Origin of the sequence: Rhodobacter xanthinilyticus (genome assembly GCF_001856665.1) — a bacterium.
In the GTDB taxonomy this organism is placed as follows: Bacteria; Pseudomonadota; Alphaproteobacteria; order Rhodobacterales; family Rhodobacteraceae; genus Rhodobacter; species Rhodobacter xanthinilyticus.
The window spans coordinates 57,424-75,696 of record NZ_CP017781.1; the positions used below are offsets into that span (position 1 = coordinate 57,424).

At 67.4% G+C, this 18,273-nt stretch carries 16 protein-coding genes; 10 read left to right on the forward strand and 6 right to left on the reverse strand.

The window, feature by feature from the left end; all coding sequences use genetic code 11:
• Nucleotides 1-94 precede the first annotated feature (94 nt).
• Complete coding sequence (locus tag LPB142_RS00300) at nt 95-706, forward strand: enoyl-CoA hydratase/isomerase family protein (RefSeq protein ID WP_071165198.1); 612 nt, start codon at nt 95-97, stop codon at nt 704-706.
• Between the two features lie 38 nt (nt 707-744).
• Here the strand turns inward: LPB142_RS00300 and LPB142_RS00305 are convergent, their stop codons facing one another.
• The 3 genes from LPB142_RS00305 to LPB142_RS00315 all read right to left on the reverse strand — a co-directional run bounded on the left by LPB142_RS00305 (nt 745) and on the right by LPB142_RS00315 (nt 3,193).
• Nucleotides 745-1,086, reverse strand: a complete 342-nt coding sequence (locus LPB142_RS00305) for a DUF2853 family protein (RefSeq protein WP_068765629.1) — start codon at nt 1,084-1,086, stop codon at nt 745-747.
• A 165-nt stretch (nt 1,087-1,251) separates the two neighbouring features.
• Complete coding sequence (ahcY, locus tag LPB142_RS00310; RefSeq protein WP_068765630.1) at nt 1,252-2,649, reverse strand: adenosylhomocysteinase; 1,398 nt, start codon at nt 2,647-2,649, stop codon at nt 1,252-1,254.
• 67 nt (nt 2,650-2,716) lie between these two features.
• Nucleotides 2,717-3,193 carry a hypothetical protein gene (locus tag LPB142_RS00315; protein WP_068765631.1) on the reverse strand — a complete coding sequence of 159 codons (477 nt, stop codon included), beginning with the start codon at nt 3,191-3,193 and terminating at the stop codon, nt 2,717-2,719.
• Nucleotides 3,194-3,307: 114 nt separating this feature from the next.
• Between LPB142_RS00315 and LPB142_RS00320 the strand changes: the two genes are divergently transcribed.
• Nucleotides 3,308-3,898: an HD domain-containing protein gene (locus LPB142_RS00320; protein ID WP_068765632.1), complete on the forward strand. Its 591-nt coding sequence runs from the start codon at nt 3,308-3,310 to the stop codon at nt 3,896-3,898.
• 181 nt (nt 3,899-4,079) lie between these two features.
• Nucleotides 4,080-4,958: a LysR family transcriptional regulator gene (locus LPB142_RS00325; protein ID WP_083392554.1), complete on the forward strand. Its 879-nt coding sequence runs from the start codon at nt 4,080-4,082 to the stop codon at nt 4,956-4,958.
• Here the strand turns inward: LPB142_RS00325 and LPB142_RS00330 are convergent, their stop codons facing one another.
• The 3 genes from LPB142_RS00330 to LPB142_RS00340 all read right to left on the reverse strand — a co-directional run bounded on the left by LPB142_RS00330 (nt 4,959) and on the right by LPB142_RS00340 (nt 6,591).
• Nucleotides 4,959-5,270: an H-NS histone family protein gene (locus tag LPB142_RS00330; protein WP_071165199.1), complete on the reverse strand. Its 312-nt coding sequence runs from the start codon at nt 5,268-5,270 to the stop codon at nt 4,959-4,961. It lies immediately after the preceding gene.
• A 65-nt stretch (nt 5,271-5,335) separates the two neighbouring features.
• Entirely contained in the window at nt 5,336-5,890 is a 555-nt protein-coding gene (locus LPB142_RS00335) for an ActR/PrrA/RegA family redox response regulator transcription factor (RefSeq protein WP_071165200.1), read from the reverse strand.
• Between the two features lie 65 nt (nt 5,891-5,955).
• Nucleotides 5,956-6,591, reverse strand: coding sequence for an SCO family protein (locus LPB142_RS00340; protein WP_071165201.1), 636 nt, complete (start codon nt 6,589-6,591; stop codon nt 5,956-5,958).
• Nucleotides 6,592-6,708: 117 nt separating this feature from the next.
• Here LPB142_RS00340 and regB point away from each other — a divergent pair, with 117 nt between their 5' ends.
• The 7 genes from regB (at nt 6,709) to addA (ending at nt 18,251) form a co-directional block, all read left to right on the forward strand.
• Complete coding sequence (gene regB / locus LPB142_RS00345) at nt 6,709-8,085, forward strand: sensor histidine kinase RegB (protein ID WP_071167066.1); 1,377 nt, start codon at nt 6,709-6,711, stop codon at nt 8,083-8,085.
• A gap of 90 nt (nt 8,086-8,175) precedes the next feature.
• Nucleotides 8,176-9,768 carry a PAS-domain containing protein gene (locus LPB142_RS00350; protein WP_071165202.1) on the forward strand — a complete coding sequence of 531 codons (1,593 nt, stop codon included), beginning with the start codon at nt 8,176-8,178 and terminating at the stop codon, nt 9,766-9,768.
• Between the two features lie 41 nt (nt 9,769-9,809).
• A complete protein-coding gene (gene tsaE, locus LPB142_RS00355; RefSeq protein WP_082872874.1) occupies nt 9,810-10,298 on the forward strand; it encodes a tRNA (adenosine(37)-N6)-threonylcarbamoyltransferase complex ATPase subunit type 1 TsaE in 489 nt (162 codons plus the stop codon).
• Nucleotides 10,291-11,271 (forward strand): aminoglycoside phosphotransferase family protein, encoded by a 981-nt coding sequence (locus tag LPB142_RS00360; RefSeq protein WP_068765638.1) that lies wholly within the window; start codon nt 10,291-10,293, stop codon nt 11,269-11,271. The genes tsaE and LPB142_RS00360 overlap by 8 nt, the downstream gene beginning before the upstream one ends.
• On the forward strand, nt 11,268-11,954 hold the full coding sequence (locus LPB142_RS00365; protein ID WP_071165203.1) for a nucleotidyltransferase family protein: 687 nt from the start codon (nt 11,268-11,270) through the stop codon (nt 11,952-11,954). Before LPB142_RS00360 ends, LPB142_RS00365 begins: the two co-directional genes overlap by 4 nt.
• Entirely contained in the window at nt 11,947-14,880 is a 2,934-nt protein-coding gene (gene addB, locus LPB142_RS00370) for a double-strand break repair protein AddB (RefSeq protein WP_071165204.1), read from the forward strand. The genes LPB142_RS00365 and addB overlap by 8 nt, the downstream gene beginning before the upstream one ends.
• Nucleotides 14,877-18,251 (forward strand): double-strand break repair helicase AddA, encoded by a 3,375-nt coding sequence (gene addA, locus LPB142_RS00375; RefSeq protein ID WP_071165205.1) that lies wholly within the window; start codon nt 14,877-14,879, stop codon nt 18,249-18,251. The genes addB and addA overlap by 4 nt, the downstream gene beginning before the upstream one ends.
• Nucleotides 18,252-18,273: the final 22 nt, after the last annotated feature.

The following is an 18,273-nucleotide window of genomic DNA, read 5'->3' on the forward strand; positions in this document are numbered from 1 at the left end:
CGGTCATCGCGGCGTATCCTCCCTGCGCGCTGGGCGATGGTCAAGGCCCGGCGGGCTTGTTAGGTATAGAGAAACCGTGACCGCAGGAGTTGCCATGATCCGCCTCGAGATCGCCGACGGGCTTTGGACCGTCACCATCGACCGCCCCGAGAAAGCCAATTCGCTGACCCGCGCGATGCTTGCCGAAATCGCCGAGGCCGCCGAGCGCGCCGCTGCCGAGGGCGCGCGGGTCTTCGTGCTGCGCGGCGAGGGCAAGGTCTTCTCGGCGGGGGCCGATCTCGACGAGGCGCGCGCCGGGCTCGCGACCGACCCGGTGTGGGAGCGGCTCTCGGGCGCGATCGCGGGCCTGCCCTGCCTCACGATCGCGGCGCTCAACGGCACGCTCGCGGGCGGCGCGATGGGGATGGTGCTCGCCTGTGATCTGCGCCTCGCGGTGGCGGGGGCAAAGTTCTTCTATCCGGTGATGAAACTCGGCTTCCTGCCGCAGCCCTCGGACCCGAGGCGCCTTGCCGCGCTGATCGGGCCAGCGCGGGCCAAGATGATCTTGATGGCGGGGCAGAGGATCGAGGCCGAGGAGGCGCTCGCCTGGGGGCTCATCGACCGGATCGTCGCGCCCGAGGCGATGGCGGACACCGTCGCGACGCTGGCCGCCGACGCGCGCGCGGCCACCGCCGCCCATGTCGCCGGGATCAAGGCGCTGATCTGAGACGCGGCGCCCGGGGCAGGCCCCCGGGCGCCCGCCGATCAGGCGTAAACCGCTTCCTTGCGGAATTGTTTGACCAGCATGTAATAGACCACCGCGCGGTATTTGTTGCGCTCCGAACGGCCATAGGTCTCGATCACCGCATCGATCGCATCCATCAGCTCCGGCCCATCGGCGAGACCGAGCTTCTTGATCAGGAAATTGGTTTTCACGGTCTCGAGCTCGGCCGGATCCGAGGCGGCAACCGTCGCGGAATCCGCGTTGTAGATCGCCGGGCCGCAGCCGATGGTGACCTTGGTCAGCAGATCCATATCCGGGGTCATGCCGCATTTGTTTTGCAGATCGTCGGCATATTTGGCGATCAGCTCGTCACGTTTTCCCATGAAATCACTCCCAGTTCTGGGCCCGCCCCCGGGGGAGACGTGCCGCCCCAATTGCCCCGAGCCTAGGAGAAAACCGCGCGGCAGGCCAAGGGAATTCTGTCGCACCCCTCCCCCGAACGAAAAAGGGGCGGGTTTCCCCGCCCCTCTCGCAAATCTGCCGGCCGCTCAGTAGCGGTAATGCTCCGGCTTGAACGGGCCCTCGACGGTGACGCCGATATATTCGGCCTGATCGGGGCGCAGCTCGGTCAGCTTGACGCCGATGCGCTCGAGATGCAGCCGCGCGACCTTCTCGTCGAGCGCCTTGGGCAGGATGTAAACGCCCGGCTGATACTCGTCGCCCTTGGTGAAGAGCTCGATCTGCGCCAGAACCTGGTTGGTGAACGAGGCCGACATCACGAAGCTCGGATGGCCGGTCGCGTTGCCGAGGTTCAAGAGACGGCCTTCCGAGAGCAGGATGATCCGCGCGCCCGAGGGCATCTCGATCATGTCCACCTGGTCCTTGATGTTGGTCCATTTGTGGTTCTTGAGCGCCGCGACCTGGATCTCGTTGTCGAAGTGGCCGATGTTGCCGACGATCGCCATATCCTTCATCTCGCGCATATGCTCGATGCGGATCACGTCCTTGTTGCCGGTGGTGGTGATGAAGATATCGGCCGAGGCCACGACATCCTCGAGCACGACGACCTCGAACCCGTCCATCGCCGCTTGCAGCGCGCAGATCGGGTCGACCTCGGTCACCTTCACGCGCGCCCCCGCGCCGCGCAGGCTGGCCGCCGAGCCCTTGCCCACATCGCCATAGCCGCACACGACCGCGACCTTGCCCGCCATCATCACATCGGTGGCGCGGCGGATGCCGTCGACCAGCGATTCCTTGCAGCCGTATTTGTTGTCGAATTTCGACTTGGTGACGCTGTCGTTGACGTTGATCGCCGGGAAGGGCAGCAGGCCCTTCTTGTGCAGGTCATAAAGACGGTGCACGCCGGTGGTGGTCTCCTCCGACACGCCCTTGATCGCGTCACGCTGCTTGGTGAACCAGCCCGGGCTCGCGGCGAGGCGCTTCTTGATCTGGTTGAAGAGGCAAACTTCTTCCTCCGAGGTCGGAACCTCGATCAGCCCGGTCTCGCCCGCCTCGACACGCGCGCCAAGCAAGATGTAGAGCGTGGCGTCGCCGCCATCGTCGAGGATCATGTTGCAGGTGCCGCCCTCGCCGCCGAACTGGAAGATCTTGTCGGTATATTCCCAGTATTGCTCAAGGGTTTCGCCCTTGATCGCGAAGACCGGCGTGCCGCCCGCCGCGATCGCCGCCGCCGCGTGATCTTGGGTCGAGAAGATGTTGCACGAGGCCCAGCGCACATCCGCGCCGAGCGCTTTGAGCGTCTCGATCAGCACGGCGGTCTGGATGGTCATGTGCAGCGAGCCCGCGATGCGCGCGCCCTTGAGCGGCTGGCTCGCGCCGAATTCCGCGCGGCACGCCATCAGGCCCGGCATTTCGGTTTCGGCGATGTCGAGCTCCTTGCGCCCGAAGGCGGCAAGCGCGATGTCCTTGACGATGTAATCGGCCATGTCGGCTCCCCAATATCTGTTTGGGGCGCTATGTAGCACTCAAAGCCTTGCCGGACAATTACCGCGATCACCCCGCCGGGATCAGCGCCTCGCGCTCCATCAACGCGAGCGCATCGCTGCCGCGCGCCCAGTCGATCCCGGAGGAGACGACGCAGGACACCCCGTCGGCGCGGGTATAGAGCGCAGTCCAGGTGCCCTCGGCCTCCGAGGCCCAGAGCTCGACCGAGCGGCGCCCCTCGAGCGGATGGGTGAGCCGGGCGCTCTCGCCGAAATCCTGCGCAAGAACGGCGCGCATCTCGGCGCGGGTGTCGCAATAGGGGACATTGGGCGATTGCGCCTCGCCGATCTCGGTGATCGTGTCAAAGACCGAGAGATCGCCATAAGCGATATCGGGGCCGTGGTCATCCATCGGCCGGCCAAGGCCCGGCGCCTCGGCGCTCGGCGCGGGCGCAAGATCCGCGCGCGTCATCGCAAGCGCAAGCGGCGCGGCGATCATCGCAGCCGTCACCGCCGCCGTCGTCTTCAGGAGAAACCCCGTCTTCATGGCGTGCCCTTTCCTGTTGTTCGGGAGGCCAACGCCGCGCGGCGGCCACGGGTTCCGCCGGTTTACAGCCTCGTGAGGAGCCGTTAGCTAAACGGGAGCGATGCGGAGGCAGGAATGAAGCGGGCGTGGCAAAGGATGCTGTCGGGGCGCAGGCTGGATCTGCTCGACCCGACGCCGATGGATATCGAGATCGAGGATATCGCGCATGGGCTGGCCTTCGTGGCGCGCTGGAACGGCCAGACGACGGGCGATCACGCCTATTCGGTGGCGGAACATTCGCTTCTGGTGGAGGAGCTTTTCGCCCGCGCCAACCCGGGGATCGGGGCGCGCTGGCGGCTCGCGGCGCTGCTCCATGATGCGCCGGAATATGTGCTGGGCGACATGATCAGCCCGGTGAAAGCGGCGATCGGCGCGAGTTATGGCGAGCTCGACCGGCGGCTGACCGCGGCGGTGCATCTGCGCTTTGGGCTGCCCGCCACCCTGCCCGCCCCGATCAAGAAAGCGATCAAGGCGGCGGATCTCGTCTCGGCCCGTCTCGAGGCCGAACAGATCGCGGGGTTTTCAGCGGCTGAGGCGGATAAACTCTTCGGGCGCCCCGATGCGGGGCTGATCCGGGGGCTCGCGATCCGCCTGCGCCCGCCCCCCGAGGTGCGCGCGGAGTATACCGCGCGTCACCATGCTCTTCTGGCCGAAATCAGCGCGTGAACTTTTCGACGCGCTTGCGGGGCGCTTGCGGCGCCATGCCACCCACGGCAAGAGTGAACACTTCTGCAAGAATCCGGATCATTCTCTGATCTCCGATGTTATCATCATGGCGCCTATTTGCCTTGACCTGCGCTGTTTTGCGAGTCAGGAATTTTATCATTACTGAAAGCTGAGCTAACAGATGAGTGAAATTGACTGGCGCAAGATGCCGCCGCTCACGGCGCTGCGGGCCTTTGCGGTGACCGCCCGCGAGGGGGGCTTCAGCGCCGCCGCGCGCCGGCTCAACGTCACCCATGCCGCCGTCGCGCAGCAGGTTCGCGCGCTCGAAGGCGAGCTCGGCGCGCCGCTCGTGTGGCGCGAGGGGCGCGCGCTGCGGCTGACGCCGGAGGGCGAGCGGCTCGCCGCGGCGCTGGGCGACGGGTTCACGATGATCCAGGGCGCGATCGAGGCGCTGCGGGCCCAAGGCGGCCAGCGCCCGCTCACCGTCACCCTGCCGCCGGCCTTCGCCTCGGAATGGCTGATGCCGCGGCTTGCGAAATTCTGGAAGAAACACCCCGAAATCGCGCTCTCGCTTTTGCCGGAGCCCCGCACGATTGATTTGCGCGAGGCGGGCGCCAATCTCGGGATCCGCTTTGGCACCGGGCGCTGGGCGGGGGTGATATCGGAGTTTCTCACCGCCGCGCCGCAAATCGTCGTGGCGGCGCCGGAATTGCTGCATGGGCGAAAAAAGCTTTCGCTGCGCGAAATGGCGGTGATGCCCTGGGTGCGCGAAGGCGATTGGCCCGAACAGATGCAATTATTGGAATCCATCGGGTTAAAACCGGCGGCGATGAAATTCATCGATTTCCCGAATGAGGAACTCGCGCTGGCCGCCGCGCGCGAGGGAATTGGCCTGCATCTCGAGACCGAATCCCTGATCGAGGAAGATCTGAAAATCGGCTGGCTCGTGAAAATCCACGAATTGGCCGATGACAAGATGGGCTATTATGTGGTGCGCCCGCCGGGCCCCTTGAGCCCGGCCGCGCGGATTTTCATCGATTGGCTGAAGGCCGAAGCCTGATCAGATCGCCAGATCGTCCAGCGACTTGCCCGCCGCGAGCGCGGCCAGAACCCAGCCCGGCTTGCGCCCGCGGCCCGTCCAGGTCTGCGTCGCATCGGCGGGGTTGGCATATTTCGGCGCGACGGCCTTGCGCGGCTTGCCCGCCATGCCGGTCAATTCACCGAGCGAATAGCCCATTTTCCGCGCCGCTTCTTCCAATTCGGCGAGCGCTTCCTTTTTCTTGCGATCTTCATAGCTCGCAATCGCGCGATCGACTTTCGTGCGCAGCGTCTTCAGCTCCGCGAGCGACAGGATCTCGAGATTGATATCCATGGGTTTTCCTCCAAGTTGCCTCGGAGGAAAATACGCCGAACTTTGCAAATGGCAAATGGATTGCGTTATTTCGGGCTGCGTTTCGCCAAAATACGCTGCAGGGTGCGCCGATGCATATTCAACCGCCGCGCAGTTTCCGAGACATTGCGATCGCAAAGCTCATAAACCCGCTGAATATGCTCCCAGCGCACGCGATCCGCGCTCATCGGGTTTTCCGGCGGCGGCGGCAGGGTCTCGCCTTTTGCCAAAAGCGCATTGGTGATGTCATTGGCGTCGGCGGGCTTGGAGAGATAATCCGTCGCGCCCATTTTCACCGCGGCCACCGCCGTCGCGATCGCGCCGTAGCCGGTCAGCACGACGATCCGCGCATCGGGGCGGCGCTCGCGCAAAAGCTCGACCACATCGAGCCCGTTGCCATCCTCGAGCCGCAGATCGACCACCGCATAGGCCGGCGGGCGGCTCTGGGCGATCGCCTTGCCGGCGGCGACGGTCTCGGCCGTCTCGGTCTGGAAGCCGCGCTTTTCCATCGCCCGCGCAAGGCGCGTCAGGAAGGGCACGTCGTCATCCACCAGCAGCAAGCTGCGGTCAGCCCCGAGTTCGGCGAAATCATCCTCGGCCATATTGCCTCCCCTGAATATGTCCTCTTGCGGTTCTAGGCGCCCCGGCCCCGCAGGTCAAACCCGGATTATTGCTGCGCTTTCCACGCATCGACGAAACAGGCGACGCTCTCGGTCATCTCCTCGGCGGTGGTGTCGCGGTTGAAGAACTCGACGAAGCCGAGCTTGGGGAACACCAGATAGCTCTGCGTCGAGTGGTCGATCAGCGTGTAGGGGTCGCCCGGATCCTGGACCTTGAAATAGGTGCGATAGGCTTTCGAGGCCGCCGAGATCTGCTCGGGCGAGCCGGTCAGGCCGATCATCTTCGGATGCAGCATCGCGGCGAATTCGCGCATCGTCTCAGGCGTGTCGCGGTCGGTATCGACCGAGATGAACACCGGCTGCACATCATAGCCGCGCTCATCGAGGAGCGTCACGGCCTCGGCGTTGCGGGCATTGTCGAGCGGGCAGACATCGGGGCAATAGGTGTAGCCGAAATAGACGAGGCTCGGCTTGGTGATCACATCGGCATCGGTGACGGTCTTGCCGTCCTGGTTCACCAGCGTGAAGGCCCCGCCGATCTGGCCGGCGGCCGGGGCAACCCCGCGACGGCATTGCGCAAAGGCATCATCGGCGGCGGATTGCGAGAAATACCATGTCGCGCCAAGGCCTGCGACGGCGAGGGCCACGGCGGCGGCGGCCGCGGTTCGGGCAGAAAAAGCCATGAGTTCGTCCTGTCGTCCTGTGTCTTTCATTGATCGCGCGGGCGCAGGTTATTATCAAGACGCTGGATTAAAAATGTGACATCGGGCCCCAGCATCGCGCGCGGGCGGAGGATGACGATGCCGGATCGGCTGCAAACCGGGCTCGGGTTTACCGAGGGCCATCGCGACTGGGTGCGGCTCAGGACGTTGATTTTCCTGCGCTGGACGGCGATCGTGGGGCAGCTCGGCGCGATTTTCATGGCCGCCTGGCTCTATGAGATCGACCTGAACCTGCCGCTGTGTCTGGCGACGGTGGGGGCCTCGGTGGCGGCGAACCTGACCGCGATCTTCCTCTATCCGAAGAGCCGCCGGCTGACTCAGGCCGAGCTCACCGCGGCGCTTTTGTTCGATACCGTGCAGCTTGGCGCGCTTCTGGCGCTCACCGGCGGGCTGAACAACCCGTTTGCGCTCCTGATCCTCGTGCCGGTGACCATCGCCGCCACCGCCTTGCAGCGCGCGCCGACGATCCTGCTCGGGGTGGCGACGATCGCGGTGGTGACGCTGGCGGGGTGGCTGCATCTGCCCTTGGTGACGCGGGGCGGGCAGGCCGTTGAGGTGCCGCGGATGATCGAGTTCGGCTTCTGGCTCGCGATCGTGATCGGGGTTGCCTTTCTGGGCGCCTATGCGCACCGGATCGCGCATGAGATCCACGCGATGAGCGACGCGCTTCTGGCGACGCAGCTCGCGCTTGCGCGGGAGCAAAAGCTCACCGATCTGGGCGGCGTGGTGGCGGCGGCGGCGCATGAGCTCGGCACCCCGCTCGCGACGATCAAGCTCGTCTCCTCCGAGCTCGCCGATGAGCTCGACGGGCGCGAGGATCTGCATGCCGACGCGCTCCTGATCCGCGAGCAGGCGGACCGCTGCCGCGATATCCTGCGCTCGATGGGCCGGGCGGGGAAGGACGACCTGCACCTGCGCTCGGCGCCGCTTCTGGCGGTGCTGCGCGAGGCCGCCGAGCCGCATCTCGAACGCGGCAAGCAGATCTATTTCGACGTGATCCCGGCCGCCGGCGCCTCGGATCGTCAGCCCACGATCTACCGCTACCCCGAGCTGATCCACGCGCTGCGCAACCTGATCCAGAACGCGGTGGATTTCGCCCAGACGACGGTTTGGGTCGATGCGGAATGGAGCGAGCGGACGATCACGGTGCGGGTCTGCGACGATGGCAAGGGCTATGCGCCCGGCGTTCTCGACCGGATCGGCGACCCCTTCCTGCACAACCGCTCGACCGATCGGCCCGAATACGAGGGGATGGGGCTTGGCCTCTTCATCGCGAAAACGCTGCTGGAGCGCACCGGCGCGCAGCTGCGATTCGGCAACGGGCCGGAAACATTCCGCCGCGAAAGCGATCATCCGGCGCGCTCGGGGGCGCTTGTCGAGGCGATCTGGCCCGCCGCGCGGCTGGTCGCGCAGGAAACTCAAGGGCTTGGCGAGAACCAGCGGATTATTTCCTGAGCGCCCGGTAAATCCTTTGTTAGGCTTAACCGTGAATTAACCATTCCGGCAGCAACTTATCCACACGGACAGGTTGGAAAGGCCAAGGTCATGCATATCCAGTGGATGCAAGCGGTGCTCATCGTGCTGACGTCGGTCGGCTCGGCGCTTCTCGCGCTTGCGGTGATCGCGATCACGACCGGGCGCCAACGCGAGGCCCGCGCTCTGGCGAGCTCGCACCCGGTGCTGGAGCAGACGATCTTTCTCTTCGACGATCAGGAGCTGATCGACGCGACCGCGCCGGCCCGCGCGCTGCTCGAGGCCGCGCCGATGGCGCTGAGCGATTGGGCGCGGCTGTCGGCCTTCATCGCGCCGCGGTTCGAGAATTTCGAAACCGCGATCGCGAGCCTCGCCGAGAAGGGCCATCTCGAGCTCTCCGCCAGGCCCGCCGAGGGGCAGGGGCAGCTGCGGCTGATCGCCGATGATGTGAACGGGCTCGCGCGGATCACGCTGATCGACCCGGAGGCCGAGGGCCGCGGGATCCTGGTCGACGGGCTCTCGCAGCGCGCGCTGGAAGATGAGCTCGATACGCTGCGCCATACGCTCGACCGGCTGCCCGCGCTGGTCTGGCGCGAGGATGAGCGCGGCGTGCTGACCTGGGCGAACCGCGCCTATATCCTGCGCTCGGGCGCGCTCGAGACCACCGACGAGGCGCTTGTCTGGCCGCTGCCGAAGCTCTTCGAGCTTGGGCAAAGCGCGATTTCCAGCGCTCGGCGGATGCGCCTTGTCGAGGGCGAGGACCGCAGCACCTGGTATGATTGCCACTCCTACCCGATCGAGGGCGGGATGCTGCATTTCGCGCTGCCCGCCGATGCCGCGGTGCGCGCCGAGAAAGCGCTGCGCGATTTCGTCCAGACCCTGACCAAGACCTTCGCCGACCTGCCGATCGGCCTCGCGATCTTCGACCGTCAGCGTCAGCTGCAACTCTTCAACCCCGCGCTTATCGACCTGCTGCAACTCGGGCCGGAGTTCCTCTCCGCCCGCCCGACGCTCTACGCCTTCCTCGACCGGCTGCGCGAGGCGCGGATGATGCCCGAGCCGAAGGATTACCGCAGCTGGCGCCTGCAGATGACCGAGCTCGAACAGGCCGCCGCGGCGGGCTTCCACTCCGAGACCTGGACGCTGCCCTCGGGCCAGACCTACCGTGTCACCGGCCGCCCGCACCCCGATGGCGCCGTGGCCTTCCTCTTCGAGGACATCTCCTCCGAGGTCTCGCTCACCCGCCGCTTCCGCGCCGAGCTCGAGATGGGCCATGAGGTGCTCGATCTGATGAGCGAGGCGGTCGCGGTCTTCCTGCCCTCGGGCGAGCTGAGCCTCTCGAACGCGGCTTATGGCAAGCTCTGGGACGTGGAGCCGGAAACCACCCTCGGCCGGGTCACCGTCCATGACGCGGTGCGGATCTGGCAAAGCCAGAGCGAAACGACCGATCTGTGGAGCGCGGCGCGCAGCTTCTCGACCCGGATCGGCGAGCGCGATGAGCTGAGCGGCGAGGTGAGGCTGCTCGACGGGCGCAAGCTGCGCTGCCGCTTCGCACCGATGAACGGCGGCTCGATGATCGCGGCCTTCACCGTGCTGGAGACCGCCGCCCCGCGCATGATCAGCCAAAGCAGCGCGCCGCGACAGATGGGCAGCGCGCTGAGCTGATACGGCTTGCGGCGGGCACCGGGCGGGGTAAAACTGCGCCCATGCCTGAACCTTTTCTCCACCTCGATCTGCCCGACGCCGATGCCACCACCCGGCTGGGCGAAACCCTCGCCCCGCAGCTCGGGCCGGGGGATGTGCTGCTCCTCGAAGGGCCGATCGGCGCCGGCAAGACCCATTTCGCCCGCGCGCTGATCACCGCCCGGCTGGCCGCGCGCGGGGAGGTGGAGGATATCCCCTCGCCCACCTTCACCCTCGTGCAGGTCTACGGCGCCGAGCCCGAGATCTGGCACGCCGACCTCTATCGGCTGAGCCACCCCGACGAGGCGATCGAGCTCGGCCTCGAAGACGCGTTCGACGAGGCGATCTGCCTGATCGAATGGCCCGAACGGCTCGGCGATCTCACCCCGGCCAAGGCGCTGACCCTGCGCTTCGAGGCGACGCCCGGCGGCGAGACGCGGCGCGTCGCGCTCTCGGGCCCGCCCGCCTGGGCCGCGCGCCTCTCGGCGCTGAAGGGCACGCAAGATGGGTGAGCGCGCCGCCGAAATATCCGCCTTTCTGGCGGCCGCCGGCTGGGCAACGGCCCACCGCACCCCCCTCGCCGGCGATGCGTCGGCCCGCCGCTATGAGCGCCTCACCCGCGGCGAGGACCGCGCCGTCTTGATGGACGCCCCGCCCGCCGGCGACACCCCGCGCTTCGTGCAAATCGCTCAATGGCTTCTCAACGAAGGGTTTTCCGCCCCCGCCATCCTCGCGCAGGCCCCCGAACGCGGGCTGCTCTTGCTCGAAGACCTCGGCGATGACCTGCTCTCGCGGCTGATCCTCGCCGACCCCGGCCGCGAAGCCACGCTCTACGCCGAGGTCACGGGGTTCCTCCTCGACCTCCATCGCCGCCCGGCGCCGGCCTTCCTCGCCCCCCTCGACGGCCCGGCGCTGGGCGCGCTGCTCACCCTCACCGCCGATCATTACCCGACCCTTTCGCGCGAAGCGGCGCTCGCGCTGCCCGAGCTCATCTCCCGCAGCTATGCCCGCCTCAATCAGGAAACGCCGGTCCTGTGCCTGCGCGATTTTCATGCCGAGAACGCGCTGTGGCTCCCCGAACGGGTCGGCGCGGCGCGGCTTGGCCTGCTCGATTTTCAGGACGCAGTCGCCGGGCACCCCGCCTATGATCTCGTTTCCGCGCTGCAAGATGCGCGCCGCGATGTGGCGCCCGCGATCGAGGCGCGCGAAACCCGCCGCTATGCCGAGGCCGCCGGGCTTGAGGCAGAGCGGTTCGGCGCGCTTTACGCCCTGCTCGGCGCCCAGCGCGGCCTGCGCATCCTCGGGGTCTTTGCCCGCCTGGCCACCTCTCTCGAGAAACCACTTTATCTCGCGTTGATGCCCCGCGTTCACCGCTATATAGAGCGCAACCTCGCGCATCCCGCCCTCACCGACATCGCCAGAACCGTTGCGGCGGCCTATCCCGCGCCGACCGCCGAACTCCTTGAACAGATCCAGCGCTCATGACCCAAGCCCCGACCGCCCTGATGCTCTTCGCCGCCGGTTTCGGAACGCGCATGGCCCCCCTGACCGACACGATGCCCAAGCCGCTGATCCCCGTCGCCGGCAAACCGCTCATCGACCACGCGGTCGATCTCGCGCGCGCGGCCGGCGTCGCGCGGATCGTCGCGAACGTGCACTACCGCGCCGATCAGATCGTGGCGCATTTCGCTGGAACAGAGACGATTATCGCCGACGAAACCGCACAAATCCTCGAGACCGGCGGCGGCCTGCGCGCGGCCCTGCCCCTGCTCGGCCCCGGCCCGGTCTTTACCCTGAACACCGACGCCATCTGGAGCGGCGAAAATGTGATCACAAAACTCCGCGCCGCCTGGGAGCCGGAGCAGATGTCGGCGCTTCTCGCCCTGATCCCTTGCGAAGAGGCGCTCGGCTATCGCGGCGCGGGCGACTTCTCGCTCGATCCCGATGGCCGGATCCGCCGCGGCCCCGGCTATGTCTACACCGGCGCGCAAATCATCAATCCCGCCGGAATAGAGACGATTTCGGCGCCCGCCTTCTCGCTCAACCTGCTTTGGGACAAGCTGCTCGCGCAGGGCCGGGTCTTCGGGATCGTGCATCGCGGCGGCTGGTGCGATGTCGGGCGCCCCGAGAGCATCGCGCTCGCCGAAACCATGCTGCGCCATGATTGAGCGCGGCCTCTTTCAACTCCCGATCGGGGTCGATTTCGCCCGCAATTTCGTGGCGGGCTTCCTCGAGCGGATGGCGGATGCGCCGCCTGAAGACATCGCGCGCTGCGAAATCTACCTGAACTCCGGGCGGATGCAGCGCCGGGTCCGCGACGAATTCGACCGCCACGGCGCCGTTCTCCTGCCGCGCTTGCGGCTGATCACCGATGTCGCGCGCCAGCCATTCCTCACCCTCCCCGTGCCCGTTTCCGGCCTGCGCCGCCGCCTCGAACTCGCCCAGCTCGTTCAAACCGTGGTCGCGCGCCTGCCGGGGTTCGAGGCGGGGATGGGGGTCTTCGGCCTTGCCGACAGCCTCGCCACCCTGATGGCCGAGATGCATGATCAGGGGATCTCCCCCGAGGCCTTCGACGCGCTCGAAATCAGCGAAACCCATGCCGAGCATTGGCGCCGGAGCCTCGCCTTCATTCGGATCGTGGCGCGCTTTTTTGATGCCGAGAGCCCGCCCGACACCGACGCCCGCCAGCGGCTCGCCATCGAGGCGCAAATCGCGGCCTGGCAGATCACGCCGCCCGAACATCCGGTCATCATCGCGGGCTCGACCGGGTCTCGCGGCGCGACGGCGCTCTTTCTCAAGGCGGTCGCGGCCCTGCCCAAGGGGGCCGTCGTGCTCCCGGGATTTGATGAGACCTTGCCGGAATCGAGCTGGAATAGTCTCGATTCCGGGGCCACGCCGCTCGAGGATCACCCGCAGTATCGGCTGCATTGCCTGCTGCGCGATCTCGCCGTCGCGCCCGTGGAGGTCACTCGCTGGCACAGCGCCGCGCCCGCGCATCCCGCGCGCAACGCGCTGCTCTCCATGGCGCTGCGGCCGGCGCCGGTCACCGATCAATGGCTTGCGGAAGGCCCGACGCTGGGCCCGCTCGCGCCCGCCTGCGAGGGGCTGAGCCTGATCACCGCGCCAACCCCCCGCGCCGAGGCGGATGCGATCGCTTTGATCCTGCGCAAAGCCGTCGAGACCGGGCAGAAAGCGGCTCTGATCTCGCCCGATCGCACGCTCACCCGGCGTGTCAGCGCGGCGCTCGCGCGGTGGGGGGTGATCGCCGATGACAGCGCCGGCAACCCGCTGCATCACTCCGCGCCGGGGCGGTTTTTGCGCCATCTCGCGCAGATGCGGGGCAAACCGCTCTCGCTCGAGGCGCTGCTGATCGCGCTCAAACATCCGCTGACCGCGACCGGCTCGACGCAACGTGGGCTGCATCTGCGCTACACGCGCGAGCTCGAGATCCATATGCGCCGCAATGGCCCCGCTTTTCCCGATCCGGCGACGCTGCGCGCCTGGGTGAAGGCGGCGGACCCGGATCGCGCGCGCTGGGTGGAGTGGCTGATCGCGACGATGGAGGGGGTCGAGACCGCGCCGATAGCCCCGCTTTCCGCCTGTATAGAGACACATTTGCGGCTCGCGACGAGCCTCGCGGCGGGGCCGGGCGGGCAGGTCGAGGCCTCCGAACTTTGGCTGACCGAGGCGGGCGGTCAGAGCCTTGCGATCCTCGAGGAGCTGGCCCGCGAGGCGCCCCATGCGGGCAGCTACTCCGCCTCGGATTACGCCGAGCTCCTCACCCGGCTCTTCCAACAGGTCAGCCTCCGCCAGACCCTGACCGCGCACCCCGATGTCACCATTCTGGGCACCCTCGAGGCCCGGGCGCATGACGCCGATCTCGTCATCATGGCGGGGCTGAACGAGGGGAGCTGGCCGGCGACAGCCGCCCCCGACCCCTGGCTCAGCCGCAAAATGCGGCTCGATCTCGGCCTTTTATTGCCCGAACGCCAGATCGGCCTCGCCGCGCATGACTTCCAGATCGCGCTTGGTGCGCCGGAGGTGGTGCTGACCCGCTCGCGGCGCGATGCCGAGGCCGAGACGATCCCCTCGCGCTGGCTCAACCGGCTGACCAACCTGCTCAACGGCTTGCCCGAACAGGGCGGACAGGAGGCGCTCAAGGCGATGGAGGCGCGGGGCGAGGCGTGGCTGCGGCTCGCGCGCGCGCTCGCAACACCGACCGAGCGCCCCGCCCCTGCAACGCGCCCCGCGCCCCGCCCGCCCGCCGAGGCCCGCCCGCGCGAGCTCCCCGTAACCGCGATCAAGACGCTGATCCGCGACCCCTACGCGGTCTACGCCGGCCGGATCTTGCGCCTCAAACCGCTCGATCCGCTGCGGCCAAGCCCCGACCCACGGCTGCGCGGGCAGGCGCTGCACCTGATCGTCGAGACCTTCGTCAAGGAGCGCCCGCCCGAGGAAAGCCTCGAGAGCGGGGTGGAGCGGCTGCTCGGCATCGCGCAAACCGTGCTCGATGAAACCGTCCCCTGGCCCAGCGCCCGCCGCCTCTGGCTCAGCCGCATCACGCGGATCGCACAGAAATTCGTGCGCGACGAGACCCTGCGGGCCGCGCGCGGCACCCCGGCGCTTATCGAGAAGAAAGGCTCTGTTTCACTGAAAAACACGCTTTTCACGCTCACCGCGAAGCCCGACCGCATCGATGTTCTCGCCGATGGCGCGGTGCAGATCTACGACTACAAATCCGGGGATCTTCCCTCGAACCCGCAGGTCGAAGCCTTTGACAAACAGCTCCCGCTCGAGGCGGCGATGGCGGCGCGCGGCGCCTTCACCGATCTCGGCCCCCGCGAGGTTGCCGCGATGACCTATATCCGCCTCGGCGGCGAGGGGGAATGTCGCGATGTCCAGCTTCCCAGCGAAACGGTTGAGGGGGTCTGGGAGAGGTTGGAGCAGTTGATTGCCGCCTATCTCGACCCGAAACAGGGCTTTTCGGCGCGCCGCGCGCTTTTCGAGCAGAAAACTGTCAGCGATTACGACCATCTTTCCCGCTTTGGCGAATGGGATATGACCGCGGCGGCGGACGGGGAGGATGTGGGATGAGCGGCCTTCACGAAGCCTCGCTGCGCCAGATCACGGCCGCCAACCCCACGGAATCGACCTGGCTCTCGGCCAATGCGGGCTCGGGCAAGACCAAGGTTCTGACCGATCGGGTGGCGCGGCTGTTGCTTTCGGGGACCGAGCCGCAGCGGATCCTGTGCCTGACCTACACCAAGGCAGCGGCCTCGGAGATGCAAAACCGGCTGCTGCGGCGGCTGGGGGATTGGGCGATGCTCGAGGATCGGGCGCTGCGGGGGGAGCTCGCGAAGCTCGGCGAGGATCTGACGATCACGCCCGATCTTCTGTTGCGCGCGCGGCGGCTCTTTGCGCAGGCGATCGAGACCCCGGGCGGGCTGAAGATTCAGACGATCCACTCCTTCTGTGCGGCTCTGTTGCGGCGCTTTCCGCTCGAGGCGGGGGTGGCCCACGGCTTCGCGGAGCTCGATGACCGCTCGGCGGCGCGGCTGCGCGAAGATCTGCTCGAGGAAATCGCCGCGGGGCCGGATCGCGCTGTCTTCGACCGCTTCGTGCGGCTGTGCACCGACACCAACCTGCCCGCGGTTTTAGCCGCAATCAGCCAGAATAGAGACGCTTTCCCCCCCGATCTCGACCGAGAAGGGATCTTCGCGGCGCTCGATCTGCCGGCGGATTTCAGCGAAAGCGCGCTTCTGGCCGAGACCTTCGCGCCCGGGGATCTGCGGCTTTTGCAAGATCTCACGGTGCCTCTGCTGAAGGCCGAAAAGAACGACCTGAAGCTCGGCCAGGCCCTTGCGACGATCACCACCCTCGACATGGGCGCCTTGCTCAGGCTCGAAGGCGTGCTGCTCTACGGGAAGAGCGCCGCCAACCCCTTCGGCCCGAAGATCGACGCGGTGCCGACAAAGGCGATGCGCGCCGGCCCCGCCGCGAGCTATGTCGAGGCGCTCAACGACCTGATCGCACGCGTTGCCGAGGCCCGGCCGCGCCGCCTCGCCCTCGCCACGGCCGAGCGCACCGCGGCCTTGCACGACCTCGCCCGCGCCCTTCTGCCCAAACTCGCCGCACGAAAGGCCGCGCAGGGCTGGCTTGATTTCGAGGACCTGATCGCGCGCGCGCGCGACCTGCTCTCCGACCCCTCGGTGGCGCAGTGGGTCCTGTTCCGGCTCGACGGCGGTATCGACCATATCCTCGTCGACGAAGCGCAGGACACGAGCCCGGGCCAATGGGCCGTCATCGAGCGGCTGACCGATGAATTCACCTCGGGCCAAGGCGCGCGCGATGTGCGGCGGACGATCTTCGTGGTCGGCGACCGGAAGCAGTCGATCTACTCCTTCCAGGGGGCCGATCTCGCGCGTTTTCAGGCGATGCAGAGCCACTTTTCGGAGAAATTCGCCGCCGCCCGCAGGCCCTTGCAGACCACGGCGCTGCTCCATTCCTTCCGGTCCTCCCAGGCGATCTTGCGCCTGACCGACCTGACCTTCGCCGCGCCCGGGCTGAGCGGCCTCGGCGGGCCGCCCGAACATATCGCCTTCCACGAGTTCCTCCCCGGCCGGGTCGATCTCTGGGAGCCGGTCGCGCAAGGCGCCAAGCCCGAAGAGGGCCCCTGGTGGCAGCCCGTCGACCAACCCGCCGAGAACGATGCCCGAATCGCGCTCGCCCGCGCCGTCGCCGCCGAGATCCGCGCGATGATCGATCAGGGCGTGCAAATCCCGACAGCCGAGGGCGCGCGCCCGGTGCATGAGGGCGATTTCCTGATCCTCGTGCAGAGCCGCAAGGAGCTCTTCGCGGAGCTGATCCGGGCCTGCAAGGCGGCGGGGCTCGAGGTGGCCGGCGTCGACCGGATGCAGCTCGGCTCGGAGCTCGCGGTGAAGGATATCGTCTCGCTCTTGACCTTCCTCGCCACGCCCGAGGACGACCTCGCGCTCGCCGAGGCGCTGCGCTCGCCGATCTTCGGCTGGTCGGAGGACATGCTTTTCCGCCTCGCCCAGCCGCGCAAAGGCTACCTCTGGGAGGCGCTGCGCAAGAGCGAAATCAGTCTCGATTCCGTCGCGATCTTGCAAGATTTGCTCGACCACACCGATTTTCTGCGCCCCTTTGACCTGATCGAGCGGATCCTCTCCGGGCATGGCGCGCGGCACCGGCTGGTGGCGCGGCTCGGGGTGGAGGTCGAAGACGGGATCGACGAGTTGCTCTCGCAGGCGCTGATCTATGAACAGCGCGAAACGCCGAGTCTGACCGGGTTTCTGGGCTGGCTCGGGGCGGACGATATCGCCGTGAAGCGGCAGCTGGAGAGCGGCGGGCGCGCGATCCGGGTGATGACGGTGCATGGCGCGAAGGGGCTCGAGGCGCCGATCGTCATCCTGCCCGATACCGCCAAGCCGCGCCCGCCGCGCGCGCGTCAGATCCTTCAGCTCGAGACCATGGCCGCTTGGGCGACCTCGGCCGAAGAGATGCCGCCGCCCCTCGCCAAGGCGCGCGAGGCCGTTGTGCAGGCCGAGCAGGAGGAGCGGCTCCGGCTGCTCTATGTGGCGCTCACGCGCGCGGAGAAATGGCTGATCATGGCGGCGGCCGGCGAGACAGGTCAAGCCGGCGACAGCTGGTATAGTCTCGTGGCGGATGGCCTCGAAAAGGCCGGCGCAGAGACGATTTCGGCGCTCTCGCACGCGGCCCGCGAGATCGGCGAGATCCGCCGTTACAGCCATGGAGACTGGCCGCCCCCGGGCGCCGCCGTGGTGCGGCAAGCCGTTGCGGCGACCGAGGAGATCCCGGATTGGGCGCTGCGACCCGCGCCCCGGCCCGAGAAGCGCCCGCGCGCGCTGTCTCCCTCTGATCTCGGCGGTGAGAAAGCCCTCGCCGGGGAGGCTTTGGCGCTTGGCGATGACAGCGGCAAGCGACGCGGAACACAGCTTCACCTGCTTCTCGAGCACCTTCCGGGCCTCGCCCCGGAACAATGGCCTGAGCAAGCGCCAAAGATCCTCTCGCTCGCCGGATACCCCGCAAATTCGGCCGAAATAGAGACGATTCTTGCGGAAACCGGCCGCGTTTTGGCCAGCCCGGAGATGGCGGAGTTCCTCGCCCCCGGCGCGCTTGCCGAGGTTGAACTGACCGCAGCGCTCGACGAGCTCGGCGGCGCGCGGATCCACGGCACGATCGACCGCCTTGTGATCACAAAAGACCGCGTCCGCGTTCTCGATTACAAGTCAAACGCCGTCGTCCCCCGCAGCGCGGCACAGGTGCCTCTGGGCATCCTGCGCCAAATGGCCGCCTACCGCGCCGCGCTGCGCCAGATCTACCCCGGGCGGGCGATCGACTGCCTGATCCTGTGGACCCGCAACTGCACGCTCATGCCGCTCACCGACGCACAGCTAGATGCGGCAATCCGAACAGCCACCTGATCTTGACGCGCCCCGGGGTGGG

Excerpts from the sequence above, each read along its gene's own strand:
- LPB142_RS00300 (WP_071165198.1), top strand. The coding sequence starts at position 95 with ATGATCCGCCTCGAGATCGCCGACGGGCTTTGGACCGTCACCATCGAC.
- LPB142_RS00305 (WP_068765629.1), bottom strand. The coding sequence starts at position 1,086 with ATGGGAAAACGTGACGAGCTGATCGCCAAATATGCCGACGATCTGCAA.
- ahcY (WP_068765630.1), bottom strand. The coding sequence starts at position 2,649 with ATGGCCGATTACATCGTCAAGGACATCGCGCTTGCCGCCTTCGGGCGC.
- LPB142_RS00315 (WP_068765631.1), bottom strand. The coding sequence starts at position 3,193 with ATGAAGACGGGGTTTCTCCTGAAGACGACGGCGGCGGTGACGGCTGCG.
- LPB142_RS00320 (WP_068765632.1), top strand. The coding sequence starts at position 3,308 with ATGAAGCGGGCGTGGCAAAGGATGCTGTCGGGGCGCAGGCTGGATCTG.
- LPB142_RS00325 (WP_083392554.1), top strand. The coding sequence starts at position 4,080 with ATGAGTGAAATTGACTGGCGCAAGATGCCGCCGCTCACGGCGCTGCGG.
- LPB142_RS00330 (WP_071165199.1), bottom strand. The coding sequence starts at position 5,270 with ATGGATATCAATCTCGAGATCCTGTCGCTCGCGGAGCTGAAGACGCTG.
- LPB142_RS00335 (WP_071165200.1), bottom strand. The coding sequence starts at position 5,890 with ATGGCCGAGGATGATTTCGCCGAACTCGGGGCTGACCGCAGCTTGCTG.
- LPB142_RS00340 (WP_071165201.1), bottom strand. The coding sequence starts at position 6,591 with ATGGCTTTTTCTGCCCGAACCGCGGCCGCCGCCGCCGTGGCCCTCGCC.
- regB (WP_071167066.1), top strand. The coding sequence starts at position 6,709 with ATGCCGGATCGGCTGCAAACCGGGCTCGGGTTTACCGAGGGCCATCGC.
- LPB142_RS00350 (WP_071165202.1), top strand. The coding sequence starts at position 8,176 with ATGCATATCCAGTGGATGCAAGCGGTGCTCATCGTGCTGACGTCGGTC.
- tsaE (WP_082872874.1), top strand. The coding sequence starts at position 9,810 with ATGCCTGAACCTTTTCTCCACCTCGATCTGCCCGACGCCGATGCCACC.
- LPB142_RS00360 (WP_068765638.1), top strand. The coding sequence starts at position 10,291 with ATGGGTGAGCGCGCCGCCGAAATATCCGCCTTTCTGGCGGCCGCCGGC.
- LPB142_RS00365 (WP_071165203.1), top strand. The coding sequence starts at position 11,268 with ATGACCCAAGCCCCGACCGCCCTGATGCTCTTCGCCGCCGGTTTCGGA.
- addB (WP_071165204.1), top strand. The coding sequence starts at position 11,947 with ATGATTGAGCGCGGCCTCTTTCAACTCCCGATCGGGGTCGATTTCGCC.
- addA (WP_071165205.1), top strand. The coding sequence starts at position 14,877 with ATGAGCGGCCTTCACGAAGCCTCGCTGCGCCAGATCACGGCCGCCAAC.